The following is a 16,633-nucleotide window of genomic DNA, read 5'->3' as shown; positions in this document are numbered from 1 at the left end:
GCTGGGTCCTCAGAGCAGGCTCCACGACACCCCGACATACATCGCCATCCCCTCGCCCGGCGTCGAGCGTGCGGCGTCCAGTCCTTTATCGTCGTAGCCCGGCGTAACGGTAGCGGCGTAGTGTTTGTCGGTCAGGTTGCGCATGTCCAGCCAGGTCTGCCAGTCACCCTTGGGCGCGTTGTATCCGAGGGTCGCGCCGAAGGTAGCGTAAGGGTCGGCGTAGTAGCTGTTGGCGTAATCCACCGCGACTTTCGACACCAGTTGCGTGTTGACTGCCGCGAAGAACCCCTGCGGGAAGTCGTAGCGCAGTTCACCCTGGTAGTAATGCATCGGCAGGCCCGGCAAGCGGTTGTCGCCGAATCGGTCGTCATTGCGGTAGTGGAAATCGCTGAAGGTGTAGGCCTGACGCAGGCTCAACTTGCCGCCATCGTTCGCTGACCACAGGTTGCTGTTCAGGCTCGCTTCGATGCCTTGGTGCACGGTCGGGCTGGCGTTTAACTCGTAGGGTGTTGTGGCGTTGGCATCCGGCAATACCGAAAGCAGTTCGTGGCGCACCTGGGCGTAGTACCAGGCCAGGCTCCACTCGCCGAGTGCGCTGTCGCCGCGGCCACCGAGTTCAAGTGTCGTCGCGGTCTGGTTCTGCAGTTTGACCGGATCACGCTGGGTGCCGGTGGCGGCGCCGCTGCCCGCCGGGAACCGTACGTTGGAGCTGTAGATCAATGACCACGGATGCGGCGCTTCGACCGAGCGGCTGAGGTTGCCGAACAGTTGCAGATCCGGCGTCACCTGATAACGCAGGCCCAGACGTGGCGCGTAGTCCCAGTCGCCGAGGCTGGTCTTGCCGCCACCTTCCGGATAGGTCACGGCACTTTCGCGGCGGGTGTAGATCGCCGCGAGGCCCGTGGTCAGCCACAGGTCATCGGCGATCTCCAGATCATTGCCAAAGTGCAGAACGGTATCCGAGCCTTGATAAGTGAAGTTGCGCATGTGCGTGCCCGGCGCATAACCGGCGGTGTTGCCGGAGGGGATCCGTACCAACTCAGTGGCGCCGTCGTTGGGCAGGTGTTTGGTCACCCGCAGGCCAAAGGTGCTGTGGCTTTCGAGGCCCCAGAGGGTGTCGCGGCGCTTGTAGTCGAACGTGCCGCTGACATCGGTGTACGCGACCTTCAAACGGTTCGGGCCTTCACGCAGGTCCATCGGGTAATCGTGATAAACCAGACCGGTCTGGATGCTCGAATCGTCGTCGATGTAGTACGTGGTCTTGTTGCCGATGAAGGTGCTGCCGGGCTGATCGCGGCTGTCGTTGCGGGTCACGTAGGCCGGGTTGGCCGCACGTGGATCGTGCTCGATGGAATGCTTGGTCACTCGCCCGGCAAGATCGTTGTCGGTCTCGCGGTGACGGATATAGAAACGGGTTTCCAGATTCGGATTGAAGCGATAACCGAAGTTGGCGATCACACCCTGGCTCTTGCTGGCGGTGTGATCCTGATAACCGTCGGAGTGCGCGTCGGTCATCGACAGGTAGTAATCGAAATCGCCCAGCACCTGGCCCGAGCTGACTTGCCGTTGCGCATAGCCGTGGCTGCCCATGACGTAGCGCACATTCAACCGAGGCGCGTTGTAGCCCGTGTGGCTGACGTAATCGACCGCCCCGCCGAGGGCCAGCGCACCCCGGTCGAAACCGTTGGCACCGCGCAGCACCTCCACATGGTCAAGCCACAGCGGCTCCAGCAATTCATAAGGCGTACCGCCGGGGCCGGTCAGCGGTAGACCGTCGAGCATCGTGTACAGCCCCGACGCGTGGGCGCCGGGAGCCCGATTGATGCCCGAGCCACGAATCGAGATTTTCACCCCTTCATTGCCCGCCGACTGGGCATATATCCCCGGCTGATACGCCAGCACATCCTGACTGCTCGCTACCCGCCCCTGCAACGGAGCACGCATATCGACCACATTGGTGCCGCCGGGTACCTGCGCCAACCGGGCCTTGGCCTCCTCCAGCGAAAGGTCTTCACCGCTCTGATCCTCTGCCCCAATTAACACCTGCCCCAACTCCATGCCCTGAGACTCGGCTTCGACCGGACAGGCAAGGGCCAGCCCCAGCAATGCGGCGGGCAGTGTTTTGAGCGAGGGCATCGAGAGAACTCCAGACAGACAGTTACGGGCAGTGAGAACTGCGACGTATGAATGAACGAAGTAAACACATGGCGATTTTGTTTTTTGTCAGGTAAACAGGCGTCTGAGTTTCTGGACTGTAATCAAACAAAGGAGATGCAGGGATGGCCGAAGCCGTATTGAAGTCGAAGATGGCCAATTTTCTGGTGACCGACGCCGAAGTTAACTACGAGGATGTGGGCGAATTCTATGAGGTCGTCGGCAGCGGCAATGTCGGCGTGCTGGCCGGCGTGCTCGAGGGGTTCAGAAATCACTATGGCGGGTTGTGGGTAGGCGGAAAAGTGACCGTGACCCAGAACGCTGTTCACTTGAACGCCAATGCCATGAACCGCATGGCTCAGGAAGGGACACTGGACGTCGAACTGCCCATGACATCGATCCGCAAGGTCACCGTCGAAGGTGGTTTCGTGACGAAGATCGTCCGTCTCGACACCGACGCGTACAGCGTCAAATTTCGCTGCTACGGTGCCAAGGATGTTGCGTCACTGATTGCCAAGCAGGCCCTTTCGCAATCGTTGAAACGCGCCCGGTAAACGGCGCTTCGCCCTCTAGAGCCCTCGATCCTGAGTCATCGGCATCAAGGGCTCGGAGGCAATTGCCCTCGCAGCAGCGAGTACAACGCTACGTAGCCACTTCGAAGCCTGCGAGCGATGTTTGCGCGCATGCCACAGCTGGTAGTAGCGCAAGGGCTGCGCCGGTACCGGAAACGGCTCGATCCGCAGCGGCAACAACTCGGTGTAATGCTTGGCAAACGAACGTGTGGTGGTGAACACCAGGTTCGATTTGACCAGCACGTAAGGCGCAATGCAGAAGTACGGCAAGGTCGTTTTCACGCGCCGGACCAGGCCGCTTTTCGCCAGTTCGGCGCCAATCGTGCCCTGCCCGGACGCATTGTGTGTCATCACCGCCAGGTGATCCGCTTCCGCGTAGGCCTCCGGGGTCAACCCACCTTGCGGAATCGGATGCTCCTCGCGCATCAGACAAACCAGGTCATCGTCGCACAGGGGTTGCAGATGAAGATGCTCGGCCGGCGTTCGCCAGTTGCCGATCACCAGATCGAGAAAACCGTCCTCCAGTCCACGGGAGTAGCCGCCCTCGGCTTGCAGGTGCTTGAGTTCCAGCGTGGCGAACGGCGCCTGCGCATAAAAACGCTCGATGATGGCGGGCACGAAAAACACACTCAGGTAATCCGGCGTGCTGATGCGAAAGGTCTGTCGGGTGGTGGCGGGATCGAACAGGTCGACCGGGTGCAGAATCTGCTCGATACCGTTCAGCGCTTGCGAAACGGGCTCGATCAAGGTGAGACCGTGCGCGGTCAGCACCATCCGGCTGCCGCTGCGTACCAGCAATTGATCGCCGGTCAACTCGCGCAGCCTGCGCAACGCGACACTGATTGCCGGTTGGGTCTGCCCGAGCAGCTCGGCCGTACGCGACACGCTGCACTCCGTCAGCAGCGTGTAGAGCGTGCGGATCAGCTGGACATCGCAGTTGGGCAAAGCGTTGGACACAGCAACCTCTTATCCGGTGGACAGATTGATATAGCGCTATATACCAGATGATATAGCGCCATTCATTTTCGCGTCCATGCGAGGGTTCACTTGCAGTGCTACCGCCAGTCCGGCAGCCTTTTCAGCAACTCGGCTTTTTCATGAACCGCACCGCCCATCAGGACGAAACCCAGCATCTGGCTCTGCTGATCGAGGTAAATGGATTTCACGTGAGCAATGCCCTTGTCGCAGCGTCCCGCCCATTCGGTCGACCACTCTCCCTCGGGGTTCATCGGCGACGCCACAATGGTCGGCAAGACGCTGGTCTTGATCGTCACCGGCATGGCGGGATAAGCGACCGGCGTCGGCTGACCCGCCAGGGTCCGGGCCAGTGCCCGGGCCTGCAACATGATCGGCATCACATAGGGGAGCACCAGGTCATGGACTTGCGCGCAATCACCCAATGCGTAAACGTTGTCGGCGCTCGCACGCAGAAAAGCGTCAGTGACAATACCGCCGGCAACCCGAATACCCGCCGCCCGCGCCAGATCGACACGGGGTTCGAGGCCAATGGCACTCAACACATAATCCGCTTCCAGCACGCGGCCATCGGCCAGTTGCAACGTATACCCCTGCCCGGCGCGGTTAACCACAACGGGCGCATTGCCAAGCTCCAGGCGTACGCCAATCGACGCCAGCGCATTGGCCATTTCCTCTCCGGCCTCCGAGGGCAGCAGGCGACTCAACGGCCAGGTGGCCCGGTCGACAACCGACACTTCATGACCGGCATGTCGCAAGTCATTGGCGAACTCGCAACCGATCAGCCCGCCGCCCAGAATGGCGATCCGGCTATCAGCGCTGATCTGCTGACGCAGGCGCCGGTAATCTTCCAGATCGTTCACCGTGATGATGGCGTCCACCCCGTCACCCTGCAGCGCAGGTCGACGCGCATCGGCCCCGAGCGCCAGCACCAGCGAGCGGTAGCGAAGAGGCTGGCCGTCGATGTAGATCGAACGGGCATCGGTGTCGATCCGTTCAATCGAAGTACGTGTCCTGATCTGCGCTTGCAGTTGCGCCGCCATCTGCTCGGCGCTGAAAGTCACCAGTTGCTCCGGCAAACGCCCGGTCTGGAAGGCGTTGGACAGCGCTGGTTTCGAGTAAAACTCGCCGCCATCGCGGGTGACGATCAGGATTGGCGCGTCGCTATCCAGCTTGCGCAGTTCGCGCGCCACGGTGTACCCGGCCAGCCCTGAACCCAGAATGATCACCGGGTCGGATTGCTCCGGCACGGAGTTCGGCTCTGCGCTCTGCCCGACCTGAATCATCTGAAAGTCAGCCTTCCCTACCCCGCACTCCGGGCAATACCAGCTTTCCGGCACGTCCTCCCAGCGAGTCCCGGCCGGGATATCGTGCTCAGGCATTCCCAGGGCTTCGTCGTAAATGAAGCCGCACACAAGACATTCCCACTTGAACATGGTCGATCCTCCAGTCAATCGATACGCAGCGGTTGAGTCAGCTGGTGAAAGCGCGTCCCAGGCCGAGCGCACTCAAGGCGCGACGGTAGGCAGTGGAGGAGCGGTCGGCGGGAATGTGGATTTCCAGCGAAAGATCCAGCGGCAAGTCTTCCGGCCGGCACAGCTCGACGATGTCGCGATCTTCTTCGAAGACCTGCTGGTTGAACGCGTAGACGTCCTCCAGCGGCATCTCCTTGTCGAAGTTGCGGGTGATCGCGCAGAACATGCGGGTCTTGCGCGCCGAGATCGGGCTGGCCGCATTCAGAATCACCAAGCGGTGTTCCGGTTCGGGAAAGTTGACGGTCAGGCGCGCAGTGAACGGCGCGAAGACATCGAAGGTGCGGTTCCAGAGAAAACCTTCCGGCGCGCGATGCTGCAGGCTCTTGGGGAAATTGCTGACGTTGCTGATGTACTCGGCATGAACCCCGTACGGCGTGACCTCGGCCTTGTAGGTCGGCACCACCGGGTTGTCGCGCTCGGCAAAAGCCTCGTGGTGAATCCACGCAAAGTGCGCGACATCGATAAACCCTTCCACCTGCCGACCGGCAGAAGCCGCGATGTCGATGGACGGCGGCAGGATGCGCTGGAAGCTGTCATCGGCCCACGAAGGCATTTCAGCAAATGGCGCACTCGTGCCAGACATCAAGACCCAGATCAGCCCGAAGTCTTCACGGGTCGCGTACATCTGGATGCGATGGCGCTCGGTGAGATTGGCATTGGGTTCCGACGGGATGCGCGTGCAGCGACCATCGGTACCGAAGTGCAGGCCGTGATACGGGCAGATGATGTTTTCGCCCTTCACCCAGCCTTTGCTCAGTGGCGCGCCGCGATGACTGCAAATGTCCCGGGCGGCGTTCAGTTTCCCGCCGGCCCGGTAAAGTACAACCGGCTCATCCAGCAGCGTGACGGCATAGGGTTTGTCGGTCACGTCTGCCGAGAAGGCTACGGGGTGCCAGTGTTTGCTGAGCGTCTCGCGGTCTTGTGCGGTGAAGGTGCTGCTCTTGGTGATCGGGTTCCAGGTAACGGACTGGCAGGCTATTGCGGCCGTGGACATGTGAGTTCTCCTTGACGTGGAAAAGGCACCGAAGGGGTGCGCATCCGCAGGCTGTTGGATGTGTTGTTGGCCTGCGGACGACGAGTGCGAAATCCATGCTAGAGATTCGCGTCGGCCTCGCCCATGTCGTGAAGAACATGTTGCTTATGTGAAATCAGATATACCGGTATGACTGGGGTATTCACTTGCACTTGGCCAACACCACCTGGCAGGTACCGGGCGTACCGCCGGAGCGGCTTGCGTAGCGCATGCAGTTATCCATGGATTTTTTCTGTGCCTGGCCCAGGGTCTGTCCCCAGGCCAGGCCACCCTCGCCCATTGTCGGCACCGCTTTGGCATAGCAGCGATCACCCACAGTCGCGTATCGAGCCTTGCTGGAGCAGGCCATCGTCAACGTCAGCATGATCGCGCAAAGAAAATACGCGCAATGGCGTATCTGTATCCGGTTCATCTTGTTTTACCTGCGCAACTTGAGACTGACGGGCTCAGTTTATCCGCAATGACCCGGGAACCGTTCATTGCTCCGTCGCCTGCCGGTACTGACGCGGCGTGAAGCCGGTCGAGGCCTTGAATTGGCGGGTGAAGGCGCTGTGGTCGGTGTAGCCGCACTGCAGGGCGACTTCGGTGATCGGCAGGTCGGTGTGCAACAAGCGATGGGCGTGTTCCAGCCGTACTTTCTGGATCATCTGCCGTGGCGTCAGGTGGAACACGCGCTTGCAGTAGCGCTCCAGCTGCGCCACGGAAATACCGGCGATCCGGGTCAGCTCGCCCAGCGCCACCCGCCGATTGAAATGCGTTCGAATGTGCTCGTCGACGGCGGCCAGACGTTCGAAGGCCGGATGCGTCTCGCTGGCCGATTGCAGGTCCACCGAAATCCCCGCCAGACCGATGATCGCGCCATCGCGGTTGTACAGCGGTCGCTTATGGGTCAGGCACCAGCCCGGTTCACGACTGCCGTACAGATGCAATTCCAGCTGATCCTCCAGCACCCACCCTTCTTCCAGCACCCGCCGATCCTGCTCGGTGTAACCCGGCCCCAATTGCGCGGGAAACACCTGCGCACTGGTTTTGCCGAGCAACGGCTTCAGGTCTTTCAACCCGCAGCGCTGCACCAAGGTGCGGTTGGCCAGGACGTAACGCGCGTCCGGATCCTTGATGAAAATCACCGCATTCGGGATCACGTCCAGCATCGGTAACAGCGCAGCAACGCCTGCCACCAAGGCTTCGAGGGTCTGGGGGCGATTGTGTTCATCGCCCTCGCACAGGCGCGCAAATGCGTTCTGCATCGTCGGTGTCTTCCTTCGCGGGTGAATCGGCCAGCGGCCCGCCATACGGCGTTCGCGTGCAGAGTGCAGCAACGTCCACGGCCTGTCGAGGCCTGCCGTCGTTCAGCGCAATTGTGCTGATTTCGTCATCCAGGCTTGCGCAAAACATCAATCGCCCGACCACCGATGAGTTCAATGTTGGCCCGTCCCAGTGACATACACCTGCCTATCCAATAACTCACAAGAAGGCGACGCCATGTCAGGCCAAGGCAAGTTCAAAAAACAGCTTTCATTGATCGACCTCACGTTTATCGGGCTCGGAGCGATCTTCGGTTCGGGGTGGCTGTTCGCGGCCAGTCACGTTTCCGCGATTGCCGGGCCGGCGGGGATTTTTTCCTGGCTGCTGGGCGGTTTCGCCGTGTTGTTGCTGGGCATCGTCTACTGCGAACTGGGCGCCGCGCTGCCCCGGGCCGGCGGTGTGGTTCGCTACCCGGTCTACAGCCACGGGCCGCTGCTCGGTTATCTGATGGGCTTTATCACGCTGATCGCGTTTTCCAGTCTGGTGGCGATCGAAGTGGTTGCCTCGCGCCAATATGCGGCGGCGTGGTTTCCCGGCCTGACCAAGGCCGGCAGCGGTGATCCGACGGTGCTGGGCTGGCTGGTGCAGTTCGGCCTGCTCTGCGTGTTCTTCCTGCTCAACTACCGCAGCGTGAAAACCTTCGCCAAGGCCAACAATCTGGTGAGCGTGTTCAAGTTCATCGTGCCGCTGCTGGTAATCGGTGTGCTGTTCACCTTCTTCAAACCGGAGAACTTTCAGATTCAGGGTTTCGCACCCTTCGGGCTCTCGGGCATCGAGATGGCCGTTTCCGCCGGCGGCGTGATCTTCGCCTACCTCGGCCTGACCCCGATCATCTCGGTGGCCAGCGAAGTGAAAAATCCGCAGCGCACCATTCCGATTGCACTGATCCTGTCGGTGCTGCTGTCCACCGCGATCTATGTGTTGCTGCAAACCGCGTTCCTCGGCGGCATCCCGACCGAGTTGCTCGCCAATGGCTGGGCCGGGGTTTCCAAGGAATTCGCCCTGCCGTATCGCGATATCGCTCTGGCGCTCGGCGTGGGTTGGCTGGCTTATCTGGTTGTCGCGGACGCGGTGATCTCGCCCAGCGGCTGCGGCAATATCTACATGAACGCCACGCCTCGCGTGATCTACGGCTGGGCGCAGACCGGCACCTTCTTCAAGGTCTTCACCCGCATCGATGAAAAGTCCGGCATCCCGCGCCCGGCGCTGTGGTTGACCTTCGCCCTGTCGGTGTTCTGGACCCTGCCGTTCCCGTCCTGGGAAGCGCTGATCAACGTGGTGTCCGCCGCACTGGTGTTGAGCTACGCCGTAGCCCCGGTAACCGTCGCAGCACTGCGTCGCAATGCGCCCGACATGCCGCGCCCGTTCCGGGTCAAGTGCATGGGCGTGCTGGGCCCGGTGTCGTTCATCATCGCCGCGCTGATCGTCTACTGGTCGGGCTGGGACACCGTGTCCTGGCTGCTCGGCCTGCAGATCCTGATGTTTGTCGTGTACCTGCTGTGTGGTCGTTTCGTACCGACCCGCCACCTGAGCCTTGCCCATCAAGTGCGCTCATCCGCGTGGCTGATCGCCTTCTACGCCGTGACCATCGTCCTGTCGAAACTCGGCACATTCGGTGGCCTCGGCATCCTCGCCCACCCTTTCGACACGCTGGTCGTCGCCGCTTTCGCCACCGGCATCTACTACTGGGGCGCCGCCACCGGTGTGCCGTCGCACCTGCTGCGTCTGGAGTCCGAAGAGGATGAAAGCGAAGTCGCTTCGACGTCCTCGTCCTCCGCTGCCAACCCGCGCGCTGCCGGCGCTTATTGAAACCTCTTGAAGGGACACGAACATGAAACGCGTACACGTCATAGATTCCCACACCGGCGGTGAACCCACGCGTCTGGTGATGAAGGGTTTCCCCGATCTTCCCGGCAACACCATGGCCGAAAAGCGCGATGCCCTGCGCAACCAGCACGACCTCTGGCGCCGGGCCTGCCTGCTGGAACCACGTGGCAACGATGTGCTGGTGGGCGCGCTGTATTGCGAGCCGGTGTCGCCGGACGCCACCTGCGGGGTGATTTTCTTCAACAACGCCGGCTACCTGGGCATGTGCGGCCACGGCACCATCGGCCTGATCGCCTCCTTGCAGCATCTGGGGCTGATCGCCCCGGGCGTGCACAAGATCGACACGCCAGTCGGTCCGGTCAGCGCGACGTTGCATGAGGACGGCGCCGTGACCCTGGGCAACGTACCGGCTTATCGATTGCGCAAACAAGTAGCGGTCGAAGTGCCGGGATACGGGCGTTTCCTCGGTGACGTTGCCTACGGCGGCAACTGGTTTTTCCTGGTGTCGGAGCACGGCCAGACGCTGACGATGGACAACGTCGAAACCCTGACCGACTTCACCTGGAAAATGCTCAAGGCTCTTGAGGACCAAGGCATCAATGGCGAGGACGGCGCAATCATCGACCACGTCGAACTGTTCGCCGATGACGATCATGCCGACAGCCGCAACTTCGTCATGTGCCCCGGTAAAGCCTACGACCGCTCGCCGTGCGGCACCGGCACCAGCGCCAAGCTCGCCTGCCTGGCCGCCGACGAAAAACTTCAACCCGGCCAGCGCTGGGTACAAGCCAGCATCACCGGCAGCCAGTTCGAAGGTCGCTTCGAATGGGAAGGTGATCGCGTGCGCCCGTTCATCACCGGCCGCGCCTACATGACCGCCGACAGCACGCTGCTGATCGACGAAGAAGATCCGTTCGCGTGGGGCATCTGAGCCGCTGCGCTGCTTTTTCAATCCAATCCGAATGACCGTTCCAAGGAGAACAATAATGAGCGACAACATCTTCACCGGCTGCATGCCCGCCCTGATGACCCCGTGCACCGCCGCACGCAAACCGGACTTCGATGCGTTGGTGGCCAAGGGTCGCGAGCTGATCGATATCGGCATGAGCGCTGTCGTGTATTGCGGCTCCATGGGTGACTGGCCGCTGCTCACCGAAGCCGAGCGTCAGGAAGGCGTGGCGCGGCTGGTGGCGGCAGGGATTCCGACCATCGTTGGAACGGGAGCCATCAACACTCGTGAAGCGGTGTCCCATGCGGCCCATGCCGCAAAAGTCGGAGCTCAGGGTTTGATGGTGATTCCACGGGTGCTGTCCCGTGGCTCTTCGCTCGCCGCGCAAAAGGCGCACTTTGCCGCGATTCTGCAGGCCGCGCCGAACTTGCCGGCAGTGATCTACAACAGCCCTTACTACGGCTTCGCGACCCGCGCCGACCTGTTCTTCGAACTGCGCCGCGAGTACCCGAACCTGATCGGCTTCAAGGAGTTCGGTGGTGGCGCCGACCTGCGCTACGCCGCTGAAAACATCACCTCCAAGGACGATGACGTGACGCTGATGGTGGGTGTCGACACCCAGGTCGTGCACGGCTTCGTCAACTGCAACGCCACCGGCGCGATCACCGGCATCGGCAACGCCCTGCCCCGCGAAGTGCTGCAACTGGTAGCCCTGAGCAAGCAGGCGGCCAAGGGTGACGCCAAAGCCCGGCGTCAGGCGCGGGAGCTGGAATCGGCGCTGGCGGTGCTGTCGTCCTTCGATGAAGGCACGGATCTGGTGCTGTATTACAAACACCTGATGGTGCTCAACGGCGACAAGGAATACACCCTGCACTTCAACGAGACCGACGCCCTCAGCGACTCCCAACGCCGCTACGCGGAAGCCCAGTACGCGCTGTTCCGTCACTGGTACGAAAACTGGTCGGCGGAACAGAACTTCGCCTGACCGGCCGCTGCGCTTCAGCCCGCTGCCGACACCTGCGGCGGGCCTTCATTCTTTTTCAGGAACATGCCATGTCTCTTACGGGCAAACTGCTGATCGGTCAGCAAACTATCCCGGGTGATCGCGAGATCATTCAGGGAATCAACCCGGCCACCGACGCGCTGCTGGAGCCCGCTTACGCTGGCGGCTCCGCCGAGCATGTCGAACAAGCCTGCGCGCTGGCCTGGGCCGCGTTCGACCGCTATCGGGAAACAGCGCTGGAAGCACGCGCCGAATTTATCGAAACCATCGCCCACGAGATCGAAGCCCTCGGCGATGAGTTGATCGACCGCGCCATGGCCGAAACCGGCCTGCCGCGCCCTCGTCTGCTGGGCGAACGTGGGCGTACCTGTCAGCAATTGCGCCTTTTCGCCCGCACCGTACGCGCCGGCGAATGGCTGGATGTGCGCGTCGACAGCGCACAACCGCAGCGCCAGCCGCTGCCGCGCTCGGATCTGCGTCAGCGCCAGATTGCGCTGGGGCCGGTGGCGGTGTTCGGCGCGAGCAATTTTCCATTGGCGTTCTCCGTCGCCGGCGGCGATACCGCTTCGGCACTGGCCGCCGGTTGCCCGGTGATCGTCAAGGCCCACGGCGCCCACCCCGGCACCAGCGAACTGGTCGGCCGCGCCGTGGCTCGGGCGGTCAAGGCCTGCGGTCTGCCTGAGGGTGTTTTCTCGTTGCTGTACGGTTCCGGACGTGAAGTCGGCATTGCGCTGGTCAGCGATCCACGTATCAAAGCCGTCGGCTTCACCGGTTCGCGCAGCGGCGGGCTCGCGTTGATCAAAGCGGCCCAGGCTCGCCCCGAACCGATTCCGGTGTATGCGGAAATGAGTTCGATCAACCCGGTGCTGCTGTTTCCCGCTGCGTTGCGCAATCGTTCGCAAGCGCTGGCCGAAGGATTTGTCTCCTCGCTCACGCTGGGCGCCGGACAGTTCTGCACCAATCCCGGCCTGGTAATCGCCCTCAAGGGACCGGCGCTGGACACCTTCATTGGTGCCGCCGCCGAGCTCATCCAGCGCAGCCCGGCCCAGACCATGCTCACGCCCGGCATCTTCAATGCCTACGAGTCCAGCGTGAACGCACTGGCGGAAAATCCGCGCGCACGCCTTGCAGCGGTCGGGCAGAGAGGAACCGCTCCGAACCAGGGTCAGGCCCATATCTTTGTCGCCGATGCTGCGGATTTTCTCGCCGATCACGCACTCCAAGCCGAGGCGTTTGGCGCGGCGTCGCTGGTCGTGCAATGCGCCGGCCACGAAGAGGTCCGTGAGGTTCTGGAGCATCTGGAAGGTCAACTGACCGCCACGCTGCATCTGGATGACGAGGATCTGGATCAGGCCCGTTCACTGCTGCCGACGCTCGAACGCAAGGCCGGACGCTTGCTGGTCAACGGCTGGCCAACCGGTGTCGAAGTCTGCGATGCGATGGTGCATGGCGGACCGTTCCCGGCCACGTCCGATCCGCGCACCACGTCGGTCGGCACTGCCGCCATCCAGCGCTTCCTGCGCCCGGTCTGCTATCAGGATTTCCCCGACGCCTTGCTGCCCACCGCACTCAAACAGGCCAACCCACTGGCGCTGCGACGCCTGCTCGATGGCCAGAGGGAAGCCTGAAACCATGCCGAACATCACCCATGACATCGCCGTGGTCGGCGCCGGCATCATCGGCGTTGCCTGCGCACTGCGTCTGGCGCGGCAGGGTTTGCAGGTGGTCGTGATCGACCCCCAGGAGCCCGGCCACGGCGCATCGTTCGGCAATGCCGGGCACCTGGCCACCGAGCAGGTGTTTCCGATTGCCGACCTGTCGATCCTCAAGCGCTTGCCGGCCATGCTCATGGACCCGATGGGGCCGCTACGCCTGGACTGGAAATACCTGCCCTGCGCCCTGCCCTGGTTCACTCGCCTGCTGCTGAATCTGCGCTCGGCGCCATTCCAGCGCACCGTGGCAGGTCTGCGAGCGCTCAATGAGCGTTCGCTGGAGGCCTGGCACCGGTTACTCGATGACATCCAGCGACCTGATCTGCTGAAGGTGGAAGGTTCGCTGCTGGTGTTCGAACGGCCCGAGTCACGCCCGACCATTGAAGCGTTGCAGGCACGCTTGCGTCAGCAACAGGTCCCGGTCGATTTATGGCAAGCGGCTGCGGTGCGTGACAGCGCGCCACAACTGAGCGAACACCTGCAGGGCGGACTGTTTTTCCCGAGCACCGGGCACTTCATCGATCCGTACCGTGTGGTGTGCGAACTGGTCAGCGCTGCCAAGGCCAGTGGCGTGCAGTTTGTGAAGCAACGGGTCGAGGGCGGGCAACTGAATGCACAGGGCGTTTCGATCAATACCGGAAGCGGCAGCCTGAATGCCCGTCGAGTACTGATCGCCTGCGGTGCCCACTCGGCCAGGCTGACGGCAGCGCTGACCGGCAAAAAAGTACCGCTGGACACCGAACGCGGTTATCACCTGATGCTGCCTCAAGAGCACAACAGGTTGCCCTTCCCCGTCACGTCACTGGAACGCAAGTTCATCATGACGCCGATGTCCGAAGGCTTGCGCCTGGCGGGCACCGTCGAGTTCGCCGGACTTGAGGCGCCGCCGACCATGGCGCGGGCCTGGCAGTTACATCGACTGAGCAAGGGGTTGTTTCGTGAGGAGTTGAGTGTTGAGGCGGCCACACCGTGGATGGGATTCAGGCCTTCGCTGCCGGACTCGTTGCCGGTCATCGACCAGACAAACGACGGCAAGGTGCTGCTCGCGTTCGGGCATCAGCATTTGGGGCTGACGCAGGCGGCGGTGACGGCGGAGATGGTTGAGCGGATGGTTTCGCCGCTGGCTGCGACTCGGGGCGAGGAACTGCCGAGTGTCGAGCCTTACAGACTGGATCGTTTCTGAAAAAGCGAAAGGCCTGTTTTTGAGGGCAGGCCTTTCGATTGGCGATAAATTTTCAGGAAGGCATCAGCCAGTGTCGTTCCGTGGTCCATCCGAGAAACACCTTCCCGCCTTCGCGTTTCTGGCGACTCTCAGTCAACGGATGCCCGGACGCTGCTATACGCAACCCGATCATGGCCGGTAGAAACCTTTCCCGAAACTCACTGGATTGAGCCGCGAAATGCATTTCAATGGTCTTGAGTGCACTCTGCAACTGAACCGGATCCAGCATCGACAAATAAAACATCATCTGACGCCAGGCATATGCCGTATTTTTCAACATGACCAAACGTGCGTGATAAAGCTGAATCTGAATTTGTTGGCGACGGCAAATCCATTCGAAGCACGACTGTGCCATTGCACTCAGGCGATCATGTAACACCTCTCTCAGTCCCAACACACCAAACAGCGTTGCCAGGTTCTGTGTTGTCACGATCTGTTGCTGCTCGATAATGGTGCCGTTGGTTGCAGGATGCCGAGTACCGATATCGACATTTGCACGCTGCGTGCACAGTCGGGCCAGCGCATCGCTGTTGTTTGTCGAACGTTGCCAATACGATCTGGTGCGCCTCGATTTCGGCGGGTCGGGAAGGTTTGCCAACTGATCCGTATCGATATCGTAATATCGGGCGTAAAGCGATCCAGTCAACATACGGGCTGATTGTCTGGCGGACTTCACGAATTTACTTGAGAAAGCGCCCATGAAAATGTCTGCCGCGACTTCCTCCACGATTGGAAGATCCAGCTTCGCCGTTTCAACCAGGGACGAAAATTCCTGAAGCAATTTGTTCGGGATAATCGCTTGTGGAAACGCCGATAGTGTCAGTGCTGACGCTTCGATCAGGGCCTGTTTGGCGCCTTCGACCGCAGATGCGTTCGCCTCATACTCACTTTCAAGCGCAGACACCCACGGAATATCTCCGATTTTCACCTGACGTTGCATATCCAATAGCAACAAAGAGCGTCGACGCCTGAAAGCTCGGTACGTAGCGACAGACAATGTCCTCAGCGTTGCGTCTCGATATCCCGCACTACAGATTTCCGCCGTCATGGTCGGCAGTACTCGCGCCACCGTATCTCCGGATGTAATCACTCCCTGGTCAATCAACTCCGCGACGGTTCCCTTGCGACAGCGTTCGAGGCGTCGACGAACCGAGAGAGGAACGGCGTCTCCTACCATTACGGCATGCAGGTTCGCCTCATCACTGGTGATGGGTTCCAACAGAGGGGGAAAATCAGAGATACCTTCAGAGTCTGGATAATTCGCCAGACGCGCGGAGACAGCCTTGGCAATCAGATGATGTGCCGAGGCTTTCACGTGATCACGTTGCCTTGCTCGCTTTTTGGAGTGTGCTTCGGATTCTGGATGGCCATGCTTGGCCAGAAAGTCATCGACAATCTTCCGGATACGTCCTACTTGACGCCCCGTCAGCGATGCCGGATCAAAGGAGCACTGTTTGAGCAATGCATGCAACTCCACCACCCGGTTCATGGAGGAGCCAGCACTGCGGGGATCAGACTCAAATGTCTTATCAAACTGTGCGCCAAGCGCAATTCCACGTTGGAACCAACCCTCAGGGTAATACCTGCAAGGCCAGCTTTCCTGATAGGTCAGAAGGAAAAGCGAGATGGCTGCGTCGTAGAGAGGCAAACTGTTTTCGACAACGTGCTTTTGAACGGCCAGACGCGGTTGCGCAGTTGATTTGGAAAGGCGCGGCCTGATGTAACCGACATTGAAAACCTCAACTTCAGCCATCGAGAACGGCTGTTTGTCAGTGACTGTCGGAAAGAAACGCAGCCGCTCGAAAAAAGGTGCAATCCGCTCGATCAGCGTTCGTGCTTCCTCGATGCGCTGGTGCTTCAGAAACCAGGCAACTGTCAGCAGCGCAGCCTCTTCCGGCACATCGATTTGATAATTCCCTTTCGCCAGATACGCTTGAAGCGATCCAACGCCTTCATCTGAAAGATGCCAGGTATTTAAATCGAGTCGTTCAAACCCGACGCGAATTCCGGGGATCAATGCAGCCAACCGACGCTCATAAAGCGTTAACTCGCCGCCGGCCAGAAGCTTGCCAGTGGCAAAGCCGCCAGTGGCCACCTCCAACGTGACCCATTCGGGTAAATCCGCAAACGGTGTGCGTGAACCATACAGCGCGCTGCCCTGCACGAGATGCCCGACCACCTGTCGCCAACGCTCGATCCGATCAAGCGTTTGTGGGTCAGCGTCGTTTTCTCGTGCGGCGGTCAGCGCTCGAGATAGTTGAAAGTGCGCATAACCGTCGTTTATCCCGACAAACGCATCCGATTCACTATCGTGCCTGGACATTCTTCCTTGTGACCCTGCTTTGT

Annotated in this window: 13 protein-coding genes; 6 read left to right on the top strand and 7 right to left on the bottom strand. The window is 60.9% G+C overall.

The window, feature by feature from the left end; all coding sequences use genetic code 11:
• Window positions 1–9: 9 nt before the first annotated feature.
• On the bottom strand, window positions 10–2,136 hold the full coding sequence (locus tag DLD99_RS12335) for a TonB-dependent receptor family protein (protein WP_114882410.1): 2,127 nt from the start codon (window positions 2,134–2,136) through the stop codon (window positions 10–12).
• 143 nt (window positions 2,137–2,279) lie between these two features.
• Here DLD99_RS12335 and DLD99_RS12330 point away from each other — a divergent pair, with 143 nt between their 5' ends.
• Window positions 2,280–2,708: a hypothetical protein gene (locus DLD99_RS12330; RefSeq protein WP_114882409.1), complete on the top strand. Its 429-nt coding sequence runs from the start codon at window positions 2,280–2,282 to the stop codon at window positions 2,706–2,708.
• 15 nt (window positions 2,709–2,723) lie between these two features.
• Here DLD99_RS12330 and DLD99_RS12325 read toward each other — a convergent pair whose 3' ends face one another.
• From DLD99_RS12325 to DLD99_RS12305, 5 genes are all read right to left on the bottom strand, one after another.
• Window positions 2,724–3,683 carry a LysR family transcriptional regulator gene (locus DLD99_RS12325; protein WP_114882408.1) on the bottom strand — a complete coding sequence of 320 codons (960 nt, stop codon included), beginning with the start codon at window positions 3,681–3,683 and terminating at the stop codon, window positions 2,724–2,726.
• 98 nt (window positions 3,684–3,781) lie between these two features.
• Window positions 3,782–5,137, bottom strand: a complete 1,356-nt coding sequence (locus DLD99_RS12320; RefSeq protein WP_114882407.1) for an FAD-dependent oxidoreductase — start codon at window positions 5,135–5,137, stop codon at window positions 3,782–3,784.
• 37 nt (window positions 5,138–5,174) lie between these two features.
• Window positions 5,175–6,230 (bottom strand): aromatic ring-hydroxylating oxygenase subunit alpha, encoded by a 1,056-nt coding sequence (locus DLD99_RS12315; RefSeq protein WP_114882406.1) that lies wholly within the window; start codon window positions 6,228–6,230, stop codon window positions 5,175–5,177.
• Window positions 6,231–6,411: 181 nt separating this feature from the next.
• Window positions 6,412–6,681, bottom strand: coding sequence for a hypothetical protein (locus DLD99_RS12310; protein ID WP_114882405.1), 270 nt, complete (start codon window positions 6,679–6,681; stop codon window positions 6,412–6,414).
• A gap of 64 nt (window positions 6,682–6,745) precedes the next feature.
• A complete protein-coding gene (locus tag DLD99_RS12305) occupies window positions 6,746–7,516 on the bottom strand; it encodes an AraC family transcriptional regulator (protein ID WP_114882404.1) in 771 nt (256 codons plus the stop codon).
• A gap of 235 nt (window positions 7,517–7,751) precedes the next feature.
• Between DLD99_RS12305 and DLD99_RS12300 the strand changes: the two genes are divergently transcribed.
• The 5 genes from DLD99_RS12300 to DLD99_RS12280 all read left to right on the top strand — a co-directional run bounded on the left by DLD99_RS12300 (window position 7,752) and on the right by DLD99_RS12280 (window position 14,248).
• Entirely contained in the window at window positions 7,752–9,383 is a 1,632-nt protein-coding gene (locus tag DLD99_RS12300) for an APC family permease (protein WP_114882403.1), read from the top strand.
• A gap of 22 nt (window positions 9,384–9,405) precedes the next feature.
• Complete coding sequence (locus DLD99_RS12295; RefSeq protein ID WP_114882402.1) at window positions 9,406–10,332, top strand: 4-hydroxyproline epimerase; 927 nt, start codon at window positions 9,406–9,408, stop codon at window positions 10,330–10,332.
• Window positions 10,333–10,387: 55 nt separating this feature from the next.
• Window positions 10,388–11,335 carry a dihydrodipicolinate synthase family protein gene (locus tag DLD99_RS12290; RefSeq protein WP_114882401.1) on the top strand — a complete coding sequence of 316 codons (948 nt, stop codon included), beginning with the start codon at window positions 10,388–10,390 and terminating at the stop codon, window positions 11,333–11,335.
• Between the two features lie 68 nt (window positions 11,336–11,403).
• Window positions 11,404–12,981, top strand: coding sequence for an aldehyde dehydrogenase (NADP(+)) (locus DLD99_RS12285; protein WP_114882400.1), 1,578 nt, complete (start codon window positions 11,404–11,406; stop codon window positions 12,979–12,981).
• Between the two features lie 4 nt (window positions 12,982–12,985).
• On the top strand, window positions 12,986–14,248 hold the full coding sequence (locus tag DLD99_RS12280; RefSeq protein WP_114882399.1) for an NAD(P)/FAD-dependent oxidoreductase: 1,263 nt from the start codon (window positions 12,986–12,988) through the stop codon (window positions 14,246–14,248).
• Between the two features lie 52 nt (window positions 14,249–14,300).
• Here the strand turns inward: DLD99_RS12280 and DLD99_RS12275 are convergent, their stop codons facing one another.
• Window positions 14,301–16,610, bottom strand: a complete 2,310-nt coding sequence (locus DLD99_RS12275) for a hypothetical protein (RefSeq protein WP_114882398.1) — start codon at window positions 16,608–16,610, stop codon at window positions 14,301–14,303.
• Between the last annotated feature and the right edge of the window lie 23 nt (window positions 16,611–16,633).

It is taken from the genome of Pseudomonas kribbensis, assembly GCF_003352185.1.
Classification (GTDB): domain Bacteria; phylum Pseudomonadota; class Gammaproteobacteria; order Pseudomonadales; family Pseudomonadaceae; genus Aquipseudomonas; species Aquipseudomonas kribbensis.
This window is presented reverse-complemented; position numbering and strand designations above follow the sequence as displayed.

Bases quoted from the DNA above. Each gene is read 5' to 3' on its own strand.
- DLD99_RS12335 (WP_114882410.1), bottom strand. From the start codon at position 2,136: ATGCCCTCGCTCAAAACACTGCCCGCCGCATTGCTGGGGCTGGCCCTT.
- DLD99_RS12330 (WP_114882409.1), top strand. From the start codon at position 2,280: ATGGCCGAAGCCGTATTGAAGTCGAAGATGGCCAATTTTCTGGTGACC.
- DLD99_RS12320 (WP_114882407.1), bottom strand. From the start codon at position 5,137: ATGTTCAAGTGGGAATGTCTTGTGTGCGGCTTCATTTACGACGAAGCC.
- DLD99_RS12315 (WP_114882406.1), bottom strand. From the start codon at position 6,230: ATGTCCACGGCCGCAATAGCCTGCCAGTCCGTTACCTGGAACCCGATC.
- DLD99_RS12310 (WP_114882405.1), bottom strand. From the start codon at position 6,681: ATGAACCGGATACAGATACGCCATTGCGCGTATTTTCTTTGCGCGATC.
- DLD99_RS12305 (WP_114882404.1), bottom strand. From the start codon at position 7,516: ATGCAGAACGCATTTGCGCGCCTGTGCGAGGGCGATGAACACAATCGC.
- DLD99_RS12300 (WP_114882403.1), top strand. From the start codon at position 7,752: ATGTCAGGCCAAGGCAAGTTCAAAAAACAGCTTTCATTGATCGACCTC.
- DLD99_RS12295 (WP_114882402.1), top strand. From the start codon at position 9,406: ATGAAACGCGTACACGTCATAGATTCCCACACCGGCGGTGAACCCACG.
- DLD99_RS12290 (WP_114882401.1), top strand. From the start codon at position 10,388: ATGAGCGACAACATCTTCACCGGCTGCATGCCCGCCCTGATGACCCCG.
- DLD99_RS12285 (WP_114882400.1), top strand. From the start codon at position 11,404: ATGTCTCTTACGGGCAAACTGCTGATCGGTCAGCAAACTATCCCGGGT.
- DLD99_RS12280 (WP_114882399.1), top strand. From the start codon at position 12,986: ATGCCGAACATCACCCATGACATCGCCGTGGTCGGCGCCGGCATCATC.
- DLD99_RS12275 (WP_114882398.1), bottom strand. From the start codon at position 16,610: ATGTCCAGGCACGATAGTGAATCGGATGCGTTTGTCGGGATAAACGAC.